The organism is Brevundimonas sp. MYb52 (assembly GCF_002979535.1).
Taxonomy (GTDB): domain Bacteria; phylum Pseudomonadota; class Alphaproteobacteria; order Caulobacterales; family Caulobacteraceae; genus Brevundimonas.
Genome location: NZ_PCPB01000001.1, coordinates 635553 through 652317 on the forward strand (window position 1 = coordinate 635553; position 16765 = coordinate 652317).

Here is a 16765-nt window from a genome sequence, read left to right on the forward strand (position 1 = left end):
CGTGACCGACATTCTGATGCCGGCGCTGTCCCCCACGATGGAAGAGGGCACGCTGACCAAGTGGCATATCAAGGCAGGCGACACCGTGTCGGCCGGCCAGGTGATCGCCGAGATCGAAACCGACAAGGCGACGATGGAAGTCGAAGCCGTGGATGAAGGCGAGGTGCTGGAGATCCTGGTGCCGGAAGGCTCCGAGAACGTGAAGGTCAATACGCCGATCGCCCGTCTGGCCGGCGAAGACAGCGCCCCTGCGCCCGCGCCCAAGGCTGAGGCTGCTCCCGTCGCCCCGGCTGCGGCCGCCGTTTCGGCTGCGCCCAAGGTCGAGCTTCGCGATCCGGAAATTCCGGCCGACGCCAAGCTGGTCAAGACGACCATTCGCGACGCCTTGCGCGACGCCATGGCCGAAGAAATGCGCCGCGATGACCGCGTCTTCCTGATGGGCGAGGAAGTCGCTCAGTATCAAGGCGCCTACAAGGTCAGCCGCGACCTGCTGCAGGAGTTCGGCGACCGCCGCGTGGTCGACACCCCGATCACCGAGCACGGTTTCGCCGGTCTCGGCGTCGGCGCCGCCATGGCGGGCCTGAAGCCCATCGTCGAGTTCATGACGTGGAACTTTGGCATGCAGGCCATCGACCACGTGATCAACTCGGCCGCCAAGACCCTCTACATGTCGGGCGGTCAGATCCGCGCGGACATCGTCTTCCGAGGCCCGAACGGCGCCGCCAGCCGCGTCGGCGCCCAGCACAGCCAGGATTACTCGGCATGGTACGCCCAGGTTCCGGGCCTGAAGGTCATCGCGCCCTATGACGCCGCTGACGCCAAGGGGCTGCTGAAAGCCGCCATCCGCGACCCGAACCCGGTCGTCTTCCTCGAACACGAGATGCTGTACGGTACTGAGTTCGACGTGCCGGACGTGGAGGACTACGTCCTGCCGATCGGCAAGGCCAAGGTCCGCCGTGAAGGCACGGATGTCACCATCACGGCCCACAGCCGCATGGTCGGTTTCGCCCTTCAAGCCGCCGAGAAACTGGCTGAGGAAGGCATCTCGGCCGAGGTCGTCGATCTGCGGACGCTGCGCCCGCTGGATCATGAAACCATCGTCGAAAGCGTCAAGAAGACCAGCCGTCTGGTCTCGGCCGAAGAGGGCTGGGGTCCGATGGGCGTCGGCGCCGAGGTCGTGGCCCGCGTGATCGAGCACGCCTTCGACTATCTGGATGCACCGCCGCTGCGCGTGCACCAGGAAGACGTGCCGCTGCCCTACGCGGCCAACCTGGAAGCCTTGTCGCTGCCTGGCGTGGACAAGATCATCGCCGCGGTGAAGCAGGTGATGGCGTGAGTGAAGCGCCAGAGTTCCAACTGACGACGCCGGACAGCGTCGCGGCCGATCCGCAGGCCATCGAAATCCTGCGGATGTGGTGGTCCAAGGATGAGCCGGTCATGTCGGTGAAGCCTGCCTTCAACGACCCGATCAAATTCGGGGAACTGCTGGCCTATGCCGCGCGTCACATGGCCCACGGCTATGCCGTTCGTCACGGCCACAATGAGCGTGAAGCCTATAACCGCATCCTTCAGGGTCTTTCCGAGGTTGTGAAGGCGGACAATGTGCAGACCGTGGCCGAGCCTTCGACCAAAACCAAGGGGAACGCCTGATGGACGCCGCAGCTCTGGAACAGCGTTCCTTGCCGGTTCCCGAGGGCCTGGACGCCCCCGAGGAACAGGTCATTGAACTGGCTCGGGTCTGGTGGAACGGCACGGGTCCGATCATGAACCTTCGCCCGGCGCTCGCTGAGCCGGGCAATATGGGCGTGGTGCTTGCTGAGATGGCTTGGCTCTATTCGCACGCCTATGCCGAGCATCATGGCCTGGACCGGGCGGTGGCGTTCAAGGCGATATGCGACAGCTGGGACAAATCGCACGCCCAAGTGGCGCAAGCGGCAGAAGCGGAGACCGCTAAATGACCGACATCCTGATGCCGGCCCTGTCGCCGACCATGGAAGAGGGCGTTCTGGCCAAGTGGCACGTCAAGGTCGGGGATGTTGTCTCCGCCGGCGACGTGATCGCCGAGATCGAGACTGACAAGGCCACGATGGAAGTCGAGGCCGTCGATGAAGGCGAAGTCACCGACATCCTGGTCGCCGAAGGCACGGAAGGCGTGAAGGTCAACACCCCGATCGCCCGCCTGAAGGACGAAGGCGGCGCGGCCGCGCCAGCGCCCGCAGCCAAGGCTGAAGCTCCTAAGGCTGAGGCCGCTCCTGCTGAAACGCCCAAGGCTGCTGCACCGGTCGCTCCGGCGCCGGCCGCGCCGAAGTCGGACACCGGTGAGCGCATTTTCGCCTCGCCCTTGGCCCGTCGCATCGCCGCCCAGAACGGCGTTGATCTGAAATCGATCAAGGGCACTGGCCCGCACGGCCGTATCGTCAAGCGCGATATCGAGGGGGCTCCCCAAACCGCTGGAAAGGGCGCTGCCCAACCGGCCGCTTCCACGGCGACCGCCGGCGCGACCTCGGGCATCGCCCCGCGTCAGGCCCAGTCGCTGGCCCAGATGGGCATCCCGGATGGCAGCTACGACCTGATCCCGCTGGACGGGATGAAGAAGGCCGTCGCGCGTCGCATGGTCGACAGCATCCAGAACGTCCCGCACTTCCCGCTCTTCATCGATGTCGAGATCGACCAGTTGATGGCTGTTCGCGCCAAGGTGAACAAGATGCTGGAGCCGCAGGGCATCAAGGTCTCGGTCAATGACTTCGTCATCAAGGCCGCGGCTCTGGCGCTGAAGATGGTGCCGGAGGCGAACGCCTCCTACACCCCCGAAGGCATCGCCATGCACCACAACGCCGACGTCTCGATGGCGGTGGCGATCGACGGCGGCCTGATCACCCCGATCATCAAGAAGGCCGAGACCAAGGGCCTGGCGCAGATCGCGACCGAGTCCAAGGACCTGGCCAAGCGCGCCCGCGAACGCAAGCTGAAGCCCGAAGAGTTCCAGGGCGGCACTTTCTCGGTGTCCAACCTCGGCATGTTCGGCATCAAGTCGTTCAGCTCGATCATCAATGAGCCGCAGGGCTGCATCATGAGCGTGGGCGCCGGCGAGCAACGGGCTGTCGTCAAGGACGGGCAACTGGCCGTGGCCACCGTCATGACCGTGACCCTGACCTGCGATCACCGGGTGGTCGATGGCGCGACGGGCGCTCGCTTCCTGCAAGCGTTCAAGCCGCTGATCGAAGATCCCGTGGCGATGCTGGCTTAAGGGAGGAGAGAGGTCATGACCTCGGTCTATGACTTCTCCGCCCGGGCCATCGACGGCACGGACGTGGCGCTGAACCGCTTTCGCGGTCAGGCGCTGTTGATCGTCAATACGGCGTCCAAGTGCGGCTTCACCGGTCAGTATGACGGGCTGGAGAAGCTGCACCGCGACTTCGCCGATGCGCCGTTCGAGGTCCTGGGCTTTCCCTGCAACCAGTTCGGCCAGCAGGAGCCGGGCAGGGCGGCGGAAATCGCCGCCTTCTGCGCCACCAGCTTCGACGTCACCTTTCCCCTGTTCGACAAGGTGGATGTCAACGGGCCGAACCGGCACCCGCTCTATGCCTGGCTGACCCGGCAAAAGCGCGGCTTCTTCGGCTCCCAGAACATCAAGTGGAACTTCACCAAGTTCCTGACCGACCGCGAAGGCCGCGTCGTCGCGCGCTATTCGCCCCAGACTGAACCCGCGGCCATCAAGGCCGACATCGAGAAGTTGATCTGATCATGGCTGCTGAATTCGATCTCGTCGTCATCGGTTCGGGCCCCGGCGGTTACGTCGCGGCGATCCGCGCCAGCCAACTGGGCCTGAAGGTCGCCATCGTCGAGCGCGAGAACCTGGGCGGCATCTGCCTGAACTGGGGCTGCATCCCGACCAAGGCCCTGCTGAAGTCAGGCGAGAAGTTCGAGAGCCTGTCGCACCTCAAGGAATACGGCCTGTCCGCATCGGGCGCCTCCTTTGACTTCGACGCCATCATCCAGCGCTCGCGCGGGGTGGCGGCGACGATGAACAAGGGCATCGGCTTCCTGATGAAGAAGAACAAGATCGAGGTGATCGAGGGCTCGGCCACGCTCGAGAAGGGCGCCGCGGCGCCCAAGGTCGTCGTCGCCCTGAAGGCTGGCGGCACGCGCGCGATTGAAGCCAAGACTGTCATGCTGGCCGTCGGCGCCCGCGCCCGCGCCCTGCCGCAGATCGGTCTGGAAGCTGACGGCGACAAGATCTGGGCCTATCGCGACGCCCTGGCCCCCAAGAAGCTGCCCAAGACCTTCGTCGTCATCGGCTCGGGCGCTATCGGCATCGAGTTCGCCAGCTTCTATCGCGCCCTGGGGGCCGAGGTCACGGTCGTTGAAGCGGTCGATCGCATCATGCCGGTCGAGGATGAAGAGGTCTCCAAGGCCGCTCAGAAGTCGTTCGAGAAGCGCGGCATCAAGTTCAAGGTCGGCGCCAAGGTCACAAAGGTGTCCAAGGATTCCAAGGGCGTGAAGGTCGCTGTTGAAGTGAACGGCAAGGCCGAGACGCTGGAAGCCGAGGTCTGTATCTCGGCCGTCGGCATCACCGCCAACACCGACGGCATCGGCCTGGAGGCGCTGGGCGTCGAACTGGACCGCGGCCATATCAAGACCGACAGCCACTGCCAGACCAACGTCAAAGGCCTGTACGCCATTGGCGACTGCGCCGGCGCGCCCTGGCTGGCGCACAAGGCGTCGCACGAAGGCATCCACGCCGCCGAGCACATCGCTGCCTACAAGACCCCGAACGTCCATTCGCCCATCGCCGGCTGCACCTACGCCCAACCGCAAGTCGCCTCGGTCGGTATCACCGAACAGGGCGCGCGCGAGGCCAAGCGCGAGGTCAAGATCGGCCGCTTCCCGTTCCGCGTGAACGGCAAGGCCGTGGCGGCGGGCGAGATCGACGGTTTCGTCAAGGTCATCTTCGACGCCAAGACCGGCGCCCTGATCGGCGCCCACATGATCGGCCACGAAGTGACCGAGATGATCCAGGGCTACGTCACCGCCATCACCATGGAAGCGACCGAGGAAGACATCCACGGCATCGTCTATCCGCACCCGACCATGTCCGAAGCCATGCACGAGGCGGCTTTGGACGCCTATGGCCGCGTAATCCACATCTGATCCGGTTGTTAGAAAATCTGAACTGTGGCTAAGAGGATCGCCCTCCTAGTCCACGGTTCGGAAGTTTCATGATCGTCGCGCCTGATGTTCTCGGCCTGATCGGCAATACGCCTCTGGTGCGCCTGAAACGCGCGTCGGAACTGACGGGCTGTGAGATCCTCGGCAAGGCCGAGTTCATGAATGTCGGCGGCTCGATCAAGGACCGCGCGGCGCTCAGCATTATTCGCAAGGCGCGGGCGTCGGGCGCGCTGAAGCCCGGCGGCGTCATCGTCGAGGGGACAGCGGGCAATACCGGCATCGGCCTGGCTCTGGTCGGCGCGGCGCTGGGCCATCCGGTCGTCATCGTCATGCCGCGCAGCCAGACGGACGAGAAGAAGCGGGCGGTTCGTCTGCACGGCGCGCGTCTGATCGAGGTCGATCCGGCCCCCTTCGCCAGCCCCAATCACTTCGTCGCCTATTCCCGCCGGTTGGCCGAGGAACTGAACGAGAGCGAGCCGAACGGCGCCTTCTATGCCGACCAGTTCGACAACCTGGCTAACCGTGAGGCCCACTACGAAGCCACCGCGCCTGAAATCTGGAAGCAGACGGACGGGAACATCGACGGCTTCATCTGCGCCGTCGGATCGGGCGGAACCCTGGCCGGATGCGCCACCTATCTGCGCGAACAAAAGCCGGAGATCGCCATTGGTCTGGCCGACGTGCCGGGCGCCGCCCTCTACAGTTGGTTCACCGAGGGCAAGCTGAGCGGCGAGGGCTCGTCGATCACCGAGGGGATCGGCGTCAACCGCATCACCGGCAATCTGGACGGGCTGGCGGTCGATCATCCCTATCGGATCGAGGATGCGGAGTTCCTGCCCATCCTGTTTGATCTGGTGAAGCATGAGGGCCTGTCGCTGGGGCCGTCCAGTGGGGTCAACATCGCCGGCGCCATTCGCATGGCGCGCGACCTGGGACCCGGCAAGACCATTGTCACCGTCCTGTGCGACTCCGGCCAGCGCTATTCCAGCAAGGTCTATGACCCCGCCTTCCTGACCGCGCGTGGCCTGCCGACGCCGGAGTGGCTGAACCGATGAGCCGCAATAAGGACGCAGCCATTGAAAGTCGTATTCCGCCGCTGAACGCGCTGAAGGCGTTCGAGGCCGCGGCGCGCCGCCTGAACATCACCCGCGCCGCCGAGGAATTGTCGGTCACCCCCGGCGCCATCAGCCAGCAGATCCGTATTCTGGAGGAACACGCGGGCGCGCCCCTGTTCCACCGCGAGGGGCGTCAGATCGCCCTGACCGACCTCGGCGCCGAACTCTATCCGTTGCTGCACGACGGCTTCGACTATCTGAAACGGGCAGGGGACCTGCTGTACCGTCCCGACCGGCGCCACGCCCTGGCCGTCAGCGTACCGCCGTCCTTCGCCGCCAAATGGCTGGCGCCCCGCATCGCCCGGTTCGCGGCGGCGCACCCCGAGGTCGAGGTCTGGATGTCGGCGGACATGCGGTTGGCCGACGTCGGCGGCGGACGTGTGGATGTGGCGGTTCGCTATGGCCGGGGCGATTATGCCGGCGTGCGGTCCGAGCGGTTGCTGTCGGCCGATGTGACCCCGGTGTGCAGCCCGGCCTTGCTGACGGGGCCGAAGGCGCTGAAGCGCCCGTCCGATCTGGCCCAGCACGTTCTGATCCATCTGCGCGCTGGCGAACTGGAAGAACCGCGCCCGGACTGGGCCGCCTGGTTGAAGGCGCGAGGCGTCGAGGGCGTCGACCCCACGATCGGACCACGTTTTGACCAGACAGCCCTCGCGATTGAGGCGGCTGCACATGGTCAGGGGGTAGCCCTCGCGCCCTATGCCTTCGTGGCTGAAGATCTGGCCTCCGGACGGTTGGTGTCGCCGTTCGCGGACGGCGCCTTCTCAACGGATATGGCCTATCACGTCCTGACCCGTCGCAGCGGCGTTTCTGAACCGGCCCGCGCCTTCGTCCGCTGGATGAAGGCAGAGGTTCAGGCGGCGGAACAGCGTGTGGACGATCTCTGATCGGGTCAGTGGAAATCTCGCGATCCCGGCAGGATGCGCACGTCGCGCGGATGCCGGTGCTGGGGATAGCGCGGCGGCTGCGGGTGGGCGACGATGTCGGCGCGGGCCAACTCGATTTCGGTTTGATGATCCTCTGACAGGCGGGACAGTTCGGCGCTGCGGTCGATGACGCGGCGGGCGACGACGTGGACGACGCCCTCGGGGCTTTTCTCGACCACGCCTTCGACCTGCATCAGGCGGGCGCTCATGACCTCGCGGCGGAACTGCTCCAACATCCGCGCCCACAGGACGATGTTGGTGATGCCGGTCTCGTCCTCCAGGGTGACGAAGACGGCGTTGCCCTTGCCCGGCCGCTGACGCACCAGGACCACGCCCGCGACCCGCACCATTGATCCGCCGCGTCTGGCCTCGGTCTCGGCGCAGGTCAGCACGCGGTCGGCGGCGAAGACGGGGCGTAGAATGCTCATCGGGTGGGCCTTCAGCGACAGACGCGCGGTCTGATAGTCGGCGGCGACGTGTTCGCCCAGCGGCATCAGGGGTAGATGGGCGTCGGGCTCTGCGCCTAGTTCGCGGGCGCCGCGTTCGCGCGCCTCAGCGGCGGCGAATAGGGGCAGGGGATCATCGTCGGGCAGGCGCCGCACCGCCCATAGGGCCTCGCGCCGGTCCTGTCCCAGCGAGCGGAAGGCGTCGGCGTCGGCCAGCTTGCGCATGGCGGCTGCGGGAAGGTTGGCGCGCCGGGCCAGGGTTTCGACATCGGCGAAGAGCGCCAGGGCCCGCGCCGCCGACAGGGCCCTGGCCCAATCCTCCCTGAAGCCGTCGATCTGGCGCAGACCCAGACGCAGGACGGGCGCATCCTCAGGCCCCTCCAGGCTGTTGTCCCAGTCGCTGTGCGAGACGTCGATGGGGCGCACCTCGACTCCGCCGACTTCCTGCGCCTCGCGCACGATCTGGGCGGGGGCGTAGAAGCCCATGGGCTGGCTGTTGAGCAGGGCGCAGGCGAAAGCCCCCGGGTGACGGTGCTTGATCCATGACGAGACATAGACCAGTCGGGCGAAGCTGGCGGCGTGGCTTTCAGGGAAGCCGTAGGAGCCGAAGCCCTTGATTTGCTCGAAGCAGCGCCGCGCGAAATCGGGATCATAGCCGCGCACGATCATCCGCCCGACCATGCGGTCTTCGTAGGTGTGCAGGGTCCCGTCGCCGCGAAACGTGCCCATGGCCTTGCGCAGGCCGTTGGCCTCGGCGTCGGAGAACCGGGCGGCGACCATGGCGACCTTCATGGCCTGTTCCTGGAACAGGGGCACGCCCAGGGTTCGGTCCAGCACCTGCTCCAACTCGTCAGGCGGACCATAGAGGCGGCCGGGCGGAGGATAGTGAACCTTTTCCACGCCGTTGCGACGGCGCAGATAGGGATGGACCATGTCGCCCTGGATCGGGCCAGGGCGGACGATGGCGACCTGGATCACCAGATCATAGAACTCTCGCGGTTTCAGCCGCGGCAGCATGTTGATCTGGGCGCGGCTCTCGACCTGGAAGACGCCGATGGACTGGCCCCGGCACAGCATGTCGTAGACCTCCGCCTCCTCCGGCGGAACGGAGGCCAGGTCGTGCTCGACGCCCGAATGGGCCTTCATCAGGTCGAAGGCCTTTCGGATGCAGGTCAGCATGCCGAGGGCTAGGACGTCGACCTTCATCAGACCCAGGGCGTCGATGTCGTCCTTGTCCCACTCGATGAAGGTGCGGTCCGGCATGGCGGCATTGCCGATGGGGACGGTCTCGTCCAGCCGCCCCTGGGTCAGGACGAAGCCGCCGACGTGCTGGGACAGGTGGCGGGGAAAGCCGAGCAGGCGCGTCGCCATGCGCACGGCGCGATCGACCATGGGATTGGCGGCATCCAGACCCGCCTGTTCGATCTGGCGTCCGCTGATCTCGGAGCCCCAACTGCCCCACTGGGTCGAGGCCAGACGGGCGGTAACGTCCTCGGTCAGGCCCAGAACCTTGCCGACCTCGCGGATGGCGCTGCGGGGACGATAGCGGATGACGGTGGCGGCGATGCCGGCTCGATGACGGCCATAGCGGTCATAGACATACTGGATGATCTCCTCGCGCCGCTCGTGCTCGAAGTCGACGTCGATGTCGGGCGGCTCGTCGCGGCTGGAGGACAGGAACCGCTCGAACAACAGGTCGTGGCGGGCCGGATCGACGCTGGTGATCCCCAGGACGTAGCAGACCGCCGAGTTGGCCGCCGACCCGCGTCCCTGGCACAGGATGCCCTTGTCCTCGGCCGTGCGGACGATGTCGTGGATGGTCAGAAAATAGGGGGCCAGGCTGCGCTCGGCGATGAAGGCGAGCTCCTTCTCAAGCAGGGCCGTGACCTTGGGCGGCGCGCCGTCCGGATAGCGGACCAGGGTGCGGCTTTGCACCAGTTTCTCCAGCCAGCCCTGAGGCGTTTCGCCCGGCGGCACGGGCTCCTCGGGGTATTCATACTTCAAGTTGCTCAGATCGAAGGTCGCGCGCGACATGAAGGCGGTCGTCTCGGCCACCGCATCCGGCGTGTCTTTGAACAGACGGGCCATTTCGCCCACGGGCTTCAGCCAGCGTTCGGCGTTGGCCTCCAGCCGGCGGCCGGCGGTTTCGATGGTCGCGCCTTCGCGGATGCAGGTCAGGACGTCCTGCAGGTCGCGGTCTTCGGGGGCGGCGTAGAGGACGTCGTTGAGCGCCAGCAGGGGAACCTCCATCCGCTCCGCCATGGCCTTGAGCCGGGCCAGCCGACGCCGGTCGTCGCCGCGCCTGTGCAGGGCGGCGCCCAGCCAGATCGCGCCCGGCGCCGCCGCGTTCATGCGGGTCAGCACCTCTTCCAGCCCCGTCAGTCGGTCCGGCGGCATGAGGATCAACAGCAGGTCCTCCGGATCGGCCAGCAGGTCGCGCAGGCCGATCTCGCACTCGCCCTTCCTGGCCCGACGATTGCCCAGGGTCAGCAGGCGCATCAGACGGCCCCAGCCCGCCCGCGTCTCCGGATAGGCGATGATGTCCGGCGTCCCGTCGTTGAAGACCAGCCGCGCCCCGGTCAGCAGGCGGAAGTCTGCCGCGCGGCGCTTCACTTCTTCGGACAGGGCCGGATCGTTCAGCGGGTCCTCGATGAAGGCGATCTCGCCGGGACTGCCGCCGTCGCGCACCCTGTCCGGCGGGGCCAGACCCTCGGCCCGCAGTTCCTTCAGCGCGCTCCAGGCCCGCACCACGCCCGCCACGGTGTTGCGATCGGCCAGCCCCAGCCCGGCATGGCCGCGCTGGATTGCGGTCAGCACCAGGTCCTTGGGATGCGAGGCACCGCGCAGGAAGGAGAAGTTGCTGGCCGTCGCCAGTTCGGCGTAGGCGCCGCAAGGGTCGAGCCTCCTCATGCGAACAGGCCGTGGATGAACCAGCGCGGCTCGGGTGTCTCGCCATAGAGGCCCTGGCGGAACAGCCAGAAGCGACGGCCGTCCCGGTCCTCGACCCGGTAGTAGTCGCGGGTGCGCTGGTTCGGCGCGCGCCACCATTCGCCGTTGATCCGCTCGGGCCCTTCGGCGCGCGTCACCTCGTGCAGGACGCGGCGCCAGCGGAACTTCAGGGGATAGCCGTCGGGGACCTCGGCTAGAGTCTCGACCGGCTGAGGCGGGTCGAACATCTGCAGGGGACGCAAGGGCGGATCGTCGGGATCGAGGTCGGGCCAGACTTCGCCGTTGGGGCGCATCGAGGCCGGGACCAGTCGCGCGGCGCGTTCGGGGATGTGCGAGGCGAAGGGTTCGAAGCGCAGCACCGCCTCTGGTCCCAGGCGCGCCGTCAGTCGGTCGATCAGACGGCTGAAGGCCTCTTCGCCAGGCATCTCGCGCTCCAGCCCCTGCTGAGTAGGCGACAGGATCTGGGTCCAGGGCACGGACATCCGCATCTGGTCGAAGCCGAAGCCGGGGTCCAGCGGGTTAGACAGGGCCGCCACCCGCTCGCGGAACAGCCGCAGGACAGCGGGCGCGTCGCGGGTCGGGCGACCGGTGCGGACGACGACGCGACGCACCTCGCCATCGACGCGATAGAATCCGGCCTCAAAGGCGCGGCCGCCCTGACCGGCCTGATCCAGCCGGTCCATGGTCTCGATCAGCAGGTCGGTCAGAACACGCTCGATGTCCTCGGGCGCCGAGACGGGCTCGAAGAAGACGCGGTCCAAGACCACGGGGGCGGGCGGGCGATGCGGGGTGATGCGCACGTCCTCGTCGCCGAGAACCCGCGCCAGCCGCGCGGGAAAGTCGGCGCCAAAACGGGCGGCCAGAGGTGCGCGCGGGCGATCGTCCAGATCGGCCAGACGTTTCAGACCGGCCCGACGCAGGGCCTGCTCCTCCTTGTCCGACAGCTCCAGCGCCGCAACCGGCAAGGCGCGGGCGGCGGCGCGGTCCTGGCCCGGTGCGAACAAGCCGCCGGGACCGAAGCGGGTCAGGGCGCGGGCGACCTGGGGCGTTGCGGCCAGAGTGCTGCGGGTCTGAAGCCCAGCGCGTTCAGCGCGGGTCTGGACGGTCTGGATCAGGCCCACCTCGCCGCCGAACAGATGGGCGCAGCCGGTCACGTCCAGCATCAGGCCGTGCGGCGGGTCGAGCGCGATCATGGGGGTGAAGCGGCCGAAATCCTCCAGAACCTGCGCCAGCAGGGCGTCGTCGGCGTCAGGGCGGTGGGCGACGGTGCGCAGGGCGGGCGTCCGCGCCCGCGCGTCGGCCAGGGTCAGACCCGATGTCAGTCCTGCCTGCGCCGCCGTGGGATCGACGGCGGCCAGCCGCAGCGCGCCTTTGACCTTTTCGACCAGAACGACGGGCGGGGCGCCATCAGGCGGCGCGTCTCTCTCCTGACGCCGCAGCCGGTCGCTGGGCAGCCAGGGGAACCAGACCGCCAGATAGCGGCGCGGGCGGGCGGAAGGTTCGCTGTTCACGATCCCACTCCATGATCCAGGCTCCGGTCGCCCCGCCGCCGCGCCGCCGCAGCAGGGTCGCGAAAAAAGACGGGCGGCCCGGCGCTCCGCCTTCCAGAGGTTCGGAGGCGCAGGCATCGATAGACCAACGGGTCTCGGCTGCGCTGGGGCAGGGGGCGGCGCCCGTTCGCGCCAGGAACAGCGTCGCGCCGCCGGTCTCGGCCGCCAGAGCCAGTCGTCGGCTAGCCGTCAGGCTAAAGGCCTTGGCCTCGCCCCAGGCGCTCAGCAGCACGGCGCCGACGGCAGGACTGCGCAGGGCTTCTTCGCCCACGGCCAGCAGGGTCTGTACGTCGCGCGCCCGCACCAGCAGCAGGTCGCGCGGCGACAGGCCCATTTCGTGTAGGCCGGACCCGTGCGGTCGCCCGGCTTCCTGTCCTATCATCTCATGCAGGCCCCAGACGATCGGTCGTCCCGCCGCCGCCTGCAGCGCCAGCCCCAAGCCAAAGGCGTTGACCGCCACGGCGTCGGCGGGGGCGGCGGCGTAGAGGTCGTGCACAACCCCTGTGGCCAGCGGCGCGAAGATGTCGTCGTCTCCTTCACGCGCGACCGTCTCGACGCGACGGGCGCCGGATCGATCCAGCATCTCCAGCCGAGTTTTCAGCGCCGTCAACGCTTCAGGTTGTGAACAAATGTTCTTCATTTGTTCTGTATGCGCTCTTGGCCCCGGGGGGTGTCAAGCGGAGCGGGATCGGTCGCTTATAAAATCCTCGCCCGGACCTTCAGCTTCTGTGCAGGTCCAGCTTCATCCCGGCGACGATCAAACAGGCGCTGTCGGCGATGGCGGCGATCCGTTGGTTCAACCGTCCGGCCTCGTCACGGAAGCGGCGGCCCAGGGCGTTGTCGGGCACCAGGGACCAGCCGACCTCATTGCTGACGACCCAAAGGCTGGCGGGGCAGGCGGCCAGGGCGGCCGTCAGATCATCGACGGCGGCGGGCAGGTCGTGATCTCCCAGCATCTGATTGCTGAGCCACAGGGTCAGGCAGTCAACCACCGCGACATCCTTGGCGCCCAAGCCTCGCACGGCAGCGGCCAGATGCAGCGGCGCTTCCAACGTGCGCCAACCCTCGCCGCGTTCGTCCCGGTGGCGGGCGATGCGGTCACGCATTTCGTCGTCGAAGGCCTCGGCGGTGGCGATCATCAGGGGGAAGCGACCGGTTTCCGCCGCCGCCTGTTCGGCCTGTTTCTGGGCGTAGGCGCTCTTGCCCGAGCGGGCGCCGCCGAGGATCAGGGTCAGGCTCATGAAACGTCTCCGGTTGACCTCTGGGGCGCGCGGTCCTACTGCCACGGTCGCGTCAGGTTCCCCGAAAGGGGATCAAAAGGGAACGGAGTGTGAAACTCCGGCTGTTCCCGCAACTGTAAGCGGCTAGCCCGCGCGTCATACGCCACTGGCGGTCCGGAAGGCCACGGCCTGAACGACTACTGGGAAGGCGACGCGCACCGGCCTTGATCCGCGAGCCAGGAGACCTGCCTGTCGCCGTCGTTCTCCGCGCGGTCGGGATGTGCCGAGCGGTCGAGGCAACTCGTGTGACGACAGTCGTAAACCAGCCGCGTCAGCGGCCGCTTTCGCTCATCCGGGCGAAGGCTGGTCCGGCGCGGCGTCGTCATATGGAGACCCGGAATGAACCGGACCGCATTCGCTACCCTGGCCGCCGCCAGCCTTCTGGCCGCCGCGCCCGCCTTCGCTGCCGAAACCGTCGATCAACAGGCCGCCGCTCCTGACGTGGCGGGCCGCGCCGGCGCCACCGCCGTCGAGGACGTGGTCGTCACCGCCAACCGCTCGGCCCAGCCGATCGAGCGCGTCGGTGCCTCGGTCACCGTCCTGACCCAGGCCGCCATCGAGGCGCGCCAGACCCCGGCCGTGGTCGAGCTGCTGGCCCAGACGCCGGGCGTCAGCTTCACTCGCAACGGCGGCGTCGGCACCTCGACGGGCGTCAACATCCGCGGCGCCGAGAGCCAGCACACCGTCGTCCTGATCGACGGGGTCAAGCTGAACGACCCGTCCTCGACGCAGGGCGGCTTCAACTTCGGCAATCTGCTGATCGGCGACACGGCGCGCATCGAGGTGCTGCGCGGCGCCCAGTCGACCCTGTGGGGCAGCCAGGCCATTGGCGGCGTGGTCAACATCGTCACCGCCGAGCCGACCGAAGCTCTGCAAGGCAGCCTCGACGCCGAGGCGGGCGCGCGCGGCACGACCTATTTCCGCGGCGGCGTCGGTGGCGCCAATGAGCGTCTGAGCTGGCGCCTGGCGGCCAGCCGCTATGACACCGACGGCTTCTCGGCCTTTGCCAAGGGGACCGAGGACGACGGCTACACCAACACCGGCCTGTCGGGTCGCCTGAACGTCAAGGTGACGGACGCTGTTTCTCTGGATCTGCGCTCGGTCTGGTCCAGCGGTCGCAATGATTTCGACGCTTTCAACGGCGACAGCCGCGAATACGGCAAGACCCAGGAGTTGGTCGCCTACGCCGGCCTGAACTTCGACCTGCTGGACGGCCGGTTCCGCAACCGCATCGGCTACGCCCACACCGACACCGATCGCCGCAACTTCAACCCGGACAACAAGGTCCAGACCCTGACCTTCGACGCTGAGGGCCAGAACCGTCGCTGGGAATATCAGGGCGCCTTCGCCGTCACCGAGGCGCTGAACGCGACCTTTGGCCTGGAGCACGAGAAGTCGGAGATGAAGACCCGCTCGCCCGGCGATTGGAACCCGAACCCGGCCTTCGGTCGCGGCGAGGCCGAGCTGAACAGCGCCTATGGCCAGGTGCAGTGGACGGTGCTGGATGGCCTGACCCTGACCGGCGGCCTGCGCTATGACGACCACGCCCAGTATGGCGACAACCTGCTGGGCCAGGTCGCGGCGGCCTGGGCCCTGAACGAGGGCGATACGGTGGTGCGCGCCAGTTGGGGCCAGGGCTTCCGCGCGCCGGGCCTGTATGAGCTGTACAGCGAGTACGGCAATCTGACGCTGCAGCCAGAAGAGTTCGACAGCTGGGAAGTCGGCGTCGAGCAGCGCCTGTTCGACCGCGCCGTGGTCTCGGCGACCTACTTCAATCGTCAGGCGGACAATGAGATCCGCTACAACGGCTGCTCGACGCCCTCGACGGACCCGCTGTGCACCGTCAACGGCGCGGGCCGCTGGGGCTATTACCGCAACGTCCAGAAGACTGAGGCCCAGGGCGTCGAACTGATCGGCCGCGTGGACGTGACGGAGCGCCTGAACCTCAGCGCCAACTACACCTGGACCGACGCCAAGAGCGCCTCGGGCGCCACGGACGGCAAGCGTCTGACGCGCCGTCCCGAGCACATGGCCAACCTGGCCGCTGACTACGCCTTCGCCTTTGGCCTGAAGACGAGCGTGGCGGTGCGTTACGTGGGCGAGACGTTCAATAACGACGCCAATACCGTTGTCGTCGGCGAATACACCCTGGTCGATATTCGCGCCTCCTATCCGATCAACGACAACCTGGAAGTCTATGGTCGGGTCGAAAACGCGTTCGACGAGCAGTATCAGACGGTCCTGAACTACGGCACGGCTGGTCGTGGCGTGTTCGGCGGCGTTCGCATCAGGTTCTGATCTGATGCAGGACGCCGCGTTTCTGACGACGGCGACCCGACACGGCGGCGGTCTGCTGAAGGCCGCCGCCGCCTGTCCCCACGCGCCGCGACCCTGGCTGGACCTGTCCACCGGCATCAACCCCGAGCCGTGGCGCGGGCCGCGTGCAGCGGAGGCGGAACTGAACCGTCTGCCCGATCCCGACGCGCTGGTCGCGTTGGAAGCGGTCGCGGCGTCCGCGTTCGGTTGTGCGCCGGATCGGACGGCGGCGACCGCCGGGGCCGAGGCGGCGATCCGTCTTCTGCCCCTGTTGCTGGGCGTTCGCTCGGTCGAGATCGTCGGTCCGACCTATGGTGCTCACGCCGAGGCCTGGCGGACAGCGGGCGTGGCGACACGCCTGATCGCAACCGACCAGGCGGCGGCATCGCAAGCCGGGGTGCTGGTCATCGTCAATCCGAACAATCCCGACGGCCGCCTGACCCGGCGGGCCGACCTGATCGCCATGGCGCGTGCGCGCTCGGCGGCGGGGCGATGGCTGGTGGTGGACGAGTCCTTCATCGAATGCGCGCCCGGCGACAGCGTGTCGGACGTGGCCGAGCCGGGGCTGATCGTCCTGCGCTCGTTCGGCAAGTTCTATGGACTGGCCGGGGTGAGGCTGGGCTTCATGCTGGCCGCGCCCGATCTTGTGCTGCGGCTGCGCGCCCTGCTGGGAGACTGGCCGGTTGGCGCCGACGCCCTGATCATGGGGCGCGCGGCCTACGCCGATCTGAACTGGCGCACGCGGACCGAACGGGCTCTGGTAGAGCGCACGGAACGGCTCGACGATCTGCTGGCGGGCTCGGGGTTCCAGATCGTCGGCGGGACAAGCCTGTTCCGCATGACGCGCTCGCCTCACGCCGCGCGCTGGTTCCAGCATTTGTGCGAAGCCGGCATTCTGACTCGCCCCTTCGACCATACGCCGGACGCTCTGCGTTTCGGCGTGCCGACCGAGCGCGACTTCCCGCGTCTGCAACACGCGCTGGAGACCTTCGCATGAGCGCGACGCGGCGAGGA

Annotated in this window: 14 protein-coding genes and 1 riboswitch; of the genes, 10 read left to right on the forward strand and 4 right to left on the reverse strand. The window is 67.5% G+C overall.

The window, feature by feature from the left end:
- The first annotated feature begins 1 nt into the window (after position 1).
- The 8 genes from CQ039_RS03125 to gcvA all read left to right on the forward strand — a co-directional run bounded on the left by CQ039_RS03125 (position 2) and on the right by gcvA (position 7171).
- Entirely contained in the window at positions 2–1336 is a 1335-nt protein-coding gene (locus CQ039_RS03125) for a pyruvate dehydrogenase complex E1 component subunit beta (RefSeq protein ID WP_105564520.1), read from the forward strand.
- Positions 1333–1650 (forward strand): DUF5076 domain-containing protein, encoded by a 318-nt coding sequence (locus CQ039_RS03130; RefSeq protein ID WP_105564521.1) that lies wholly within the window; start codon positions 1333–1335, stop codon positions 1648–1650. The genes CQ039_RS03125 and CQ039_RS03130 overlap by 4 nt, the downstream gene beginning before the upstream one ends.
- On the forward strand, positions 1650–1958 hold the full coding sequence (locus tag CQ039_RS03135; RefSeq protein ID WP_105564522.1) for a DUF5076 domain-containing protein: 309 nt from the start codon (positions 1650–1652) through the stop codon (positions 1956–1958). The genes CQ039_RS03130 and CQ039_RS03135 overlap by 1 nt, the downstream gene beginning before the upstream one ends.
- The gene (locus tag CQ039_RS03140) at positions 1955–3247 is read left to right on the forward strand and encodes a pyruvate dehydrogenase complex dihydrolipoamide acetyltransferase (protein WP_105564523.1); all 1293 of its coding nucleotides are present in this window, start codon (positions 1955–1957) and stop codon (positions 3245–3247) included. The genes CQ039_RS03135 and CQ039_RS03140 overlap by 4 nt, the downstream gene beginning before the upstream one ends.
- A 15-nt stretch (positions 3248–3262) precedes the next feature.
- Entirely contained in the window at positions 3263–3742 is a 480-nt protein-coding gene (locus tag CQ039_RS03145) for a glutathione peroxidase (RefSeq protein ID WP_105564524.1), read from the forward strand.
- A 2-nt stretch (positions 3743–3744) separates the two neighbouring features.
- The gene (lpdA, locus tag CQ039_RS03150; RefSeq protein WP_105564525.1) at positions 3745–5151 is read left to right on the forward strand and encodes a dihydrolipoyl dehydrogenase; all 1407 of its coding nucleotides are present in this window, start codon (positions 3745–3747) and stop codon (positions 5149–5151) included.
- Between the two features lie 68 nt (positions 5152–5219).
- Entirely contained in the window at positions 5220–6224 is a 1005-nt protein-coding gene (locus tag CQ039_RS03155) for a cysteine synthase A (protein WP_105564526.1), read from the forward strand.
- Entirely contained in the window at positions 6221–7171 is a 951-nt protein-coding gene (gene gcvA / locus CQ039_RS03160; RefSeq protein WP_105564527.1) for a transcriptional regulator GcvA, read from the forward strand. The genes CQ039_RS03155 and gcvA overlap by 4 nt, the downstream gene beginning before the upstream one ends.
- A gap of 5 nt (positions 7172–7176) precedes the next feature.
- On the opposite strand, the gene CQ039_RS03165 is transcribed toward gcvA, so the two are convergent.
- From CQ039_RS03165 to cobU, 4 genes are all read right to left on the reverse strand, one after another.
- Positions 7177–10566, reverse strand: a complete 3390-nt coding sequence (locus CQ039_RS03165) for an error-prone DNA polymerase (protein WP_105564528.1) — start codon at positions 10564–10566, stop codon at positions 7177–7179.
- Positions 10563–12116, reverse strand: a complete 1554-nt coding sequence (locus CQ039_RS03170; protein WP_233191902.1) for a DNA polymerase Y family protein — start codon at positions 12114–12116, stop codon at positions 10563–10565. The genes CQ039_RS03165 and CQ039_RS03170 overlap by 4 nt, the downstream gene beginning before the upstream one ends.
- Entirely contained in the window at positions 12013–12738 is a 726-nt protein-coding gene (locus tag CQ039_RS03175; RefSeq protein WP_233190319.1) for an ImuA family protein, read from the reverse strand. The genes CQ039_RS03170 and CQ039_RS03175 overlap by 104 nt, the downstream gene beginning before the upstream one ends.
- 136 nt (positions 12739–12874) lie before the next feature.
- On the reverse strand, positions 12875–13396 hold the full coding sequence (cobU, locus tag CQ039_RS03180) for a bifunctional adenosylcobinamide kinase/adenosylcobinamide-phosphate guanylyltransferase (protein WP_105564682.1): 522 nt from the start codon (positions 13394–13396) through the stop codon (positions 12875–12877).
- 37 nt (positions 13397–13433) lie between these two features.
- Positions 13434–13643: riboswitch (cobalamin riboswitch) on the forward strand.
- Positions 13644–13774: 131 nt separating this feature from the next.
- On the opposite strand from cobU, the gene CQ039_RS03185 reads away from it, so the two are divergent.
- Positions 13775–15733, forward strand: coding sequence for a TonB-dependent siderophore receptor (locus CQ039_RS03185; protein WP_105564681.1), 1959 nt, complete (start codon positions 13775–13777; stop codon positions 15731–15733).
- A gap of 4 nt (positions 15734–15737) precedes the next feature.
- Positions 15738–16748: a threonine-phosphate decarboxylase CobD gene (gene cobD / locus CQ039_RS03190; protein WP_105564680.1), complete on the forward strand. Its 1011-nt coding sequence runs from the start codon at positions 15738–15740 to the stop codon at positions 16746–16748.
- Positions 16749–16765 lie beyond the last annotated feature (17 nt).

Bases quoted from the DNA above. Each gene is read 5' to 3' on its own strand.
- CQ039_RS03135 (WP_105564522.1), top strand. From the start codon at position 1,650: ATGGACGCCGCAGCTCTGGAACAGCGTTCCTTGCCGGTTCCCGAGGGC.
- CQ039_RS03140 (WP_105564523.1), top strand. From the start codon at position 1,955: ATGACCGACATCCTGATGCCGGCCCTGTCGCCGACCATGGAAGAGGGC.
- CQ039_RS03145 (WP_105564524.1), top strand. From the start codon at position 3,263: ATGACCTCGGTCTATGACTTCTCCGCCCGGGCCATCGACGGCACGGAC.
- lpdA (WP_105564525.1), top strand. From the start codon at position 3,745: ATGGCTGCTGAATTCGATCTCGTCGTCATCGGTTCGGGCCCCGGCGGT.
- CQ039_RS03155 (WP_105564526.1), top strand. From the start codon at position 5,220: ATGATCGTCGCGCCTGATGTTCTCGGCCTGATCGGCAATACGCCTCTG.
- gcvA (WP_105564527.1), top strand. From the start codon at position 6,221: ATGAGCCGCAATAAGGACGCAGCCATTGAAAGTCGTATTCCGCCGCTG.
- CQ039_RS03165 (WP_105564528.1), bottom strand. From the start codon at position 10,566: ATGAGGAGGCTCGACCCTTGCGGCGCCTACGCCGAACTGGCGACGGCC.
- CQ039_RS03175 (WP_233190319.1), bottom strand. From the start codon at position 12,738: ATGCTGGATCGATCCGGCGCCCGTCGCGTCGAGACGGTCGCGCGTGAA.
- cobU (WP_105564682.1), bottom strand. From the start codon at position 13,396: ATGAGCCTGACCCTGATCCTCGGCGGCGCCCGCTCGGGCAAGAGCGCC.
- CQ039_RS03185 (WP_105564681.1), top strand. From the start codon at position 13,775: ATGAACCGGACCGCATTCGCTACCCTGGCCGCCGCCAGCCTTCTGGCC.
- cobD (WP_105564680.1), top strand. From the start codon at position 15,738: ATGCAGGACGCCGCGTTTCTGACGACGGCGACCCGACACGGCGGCGGT.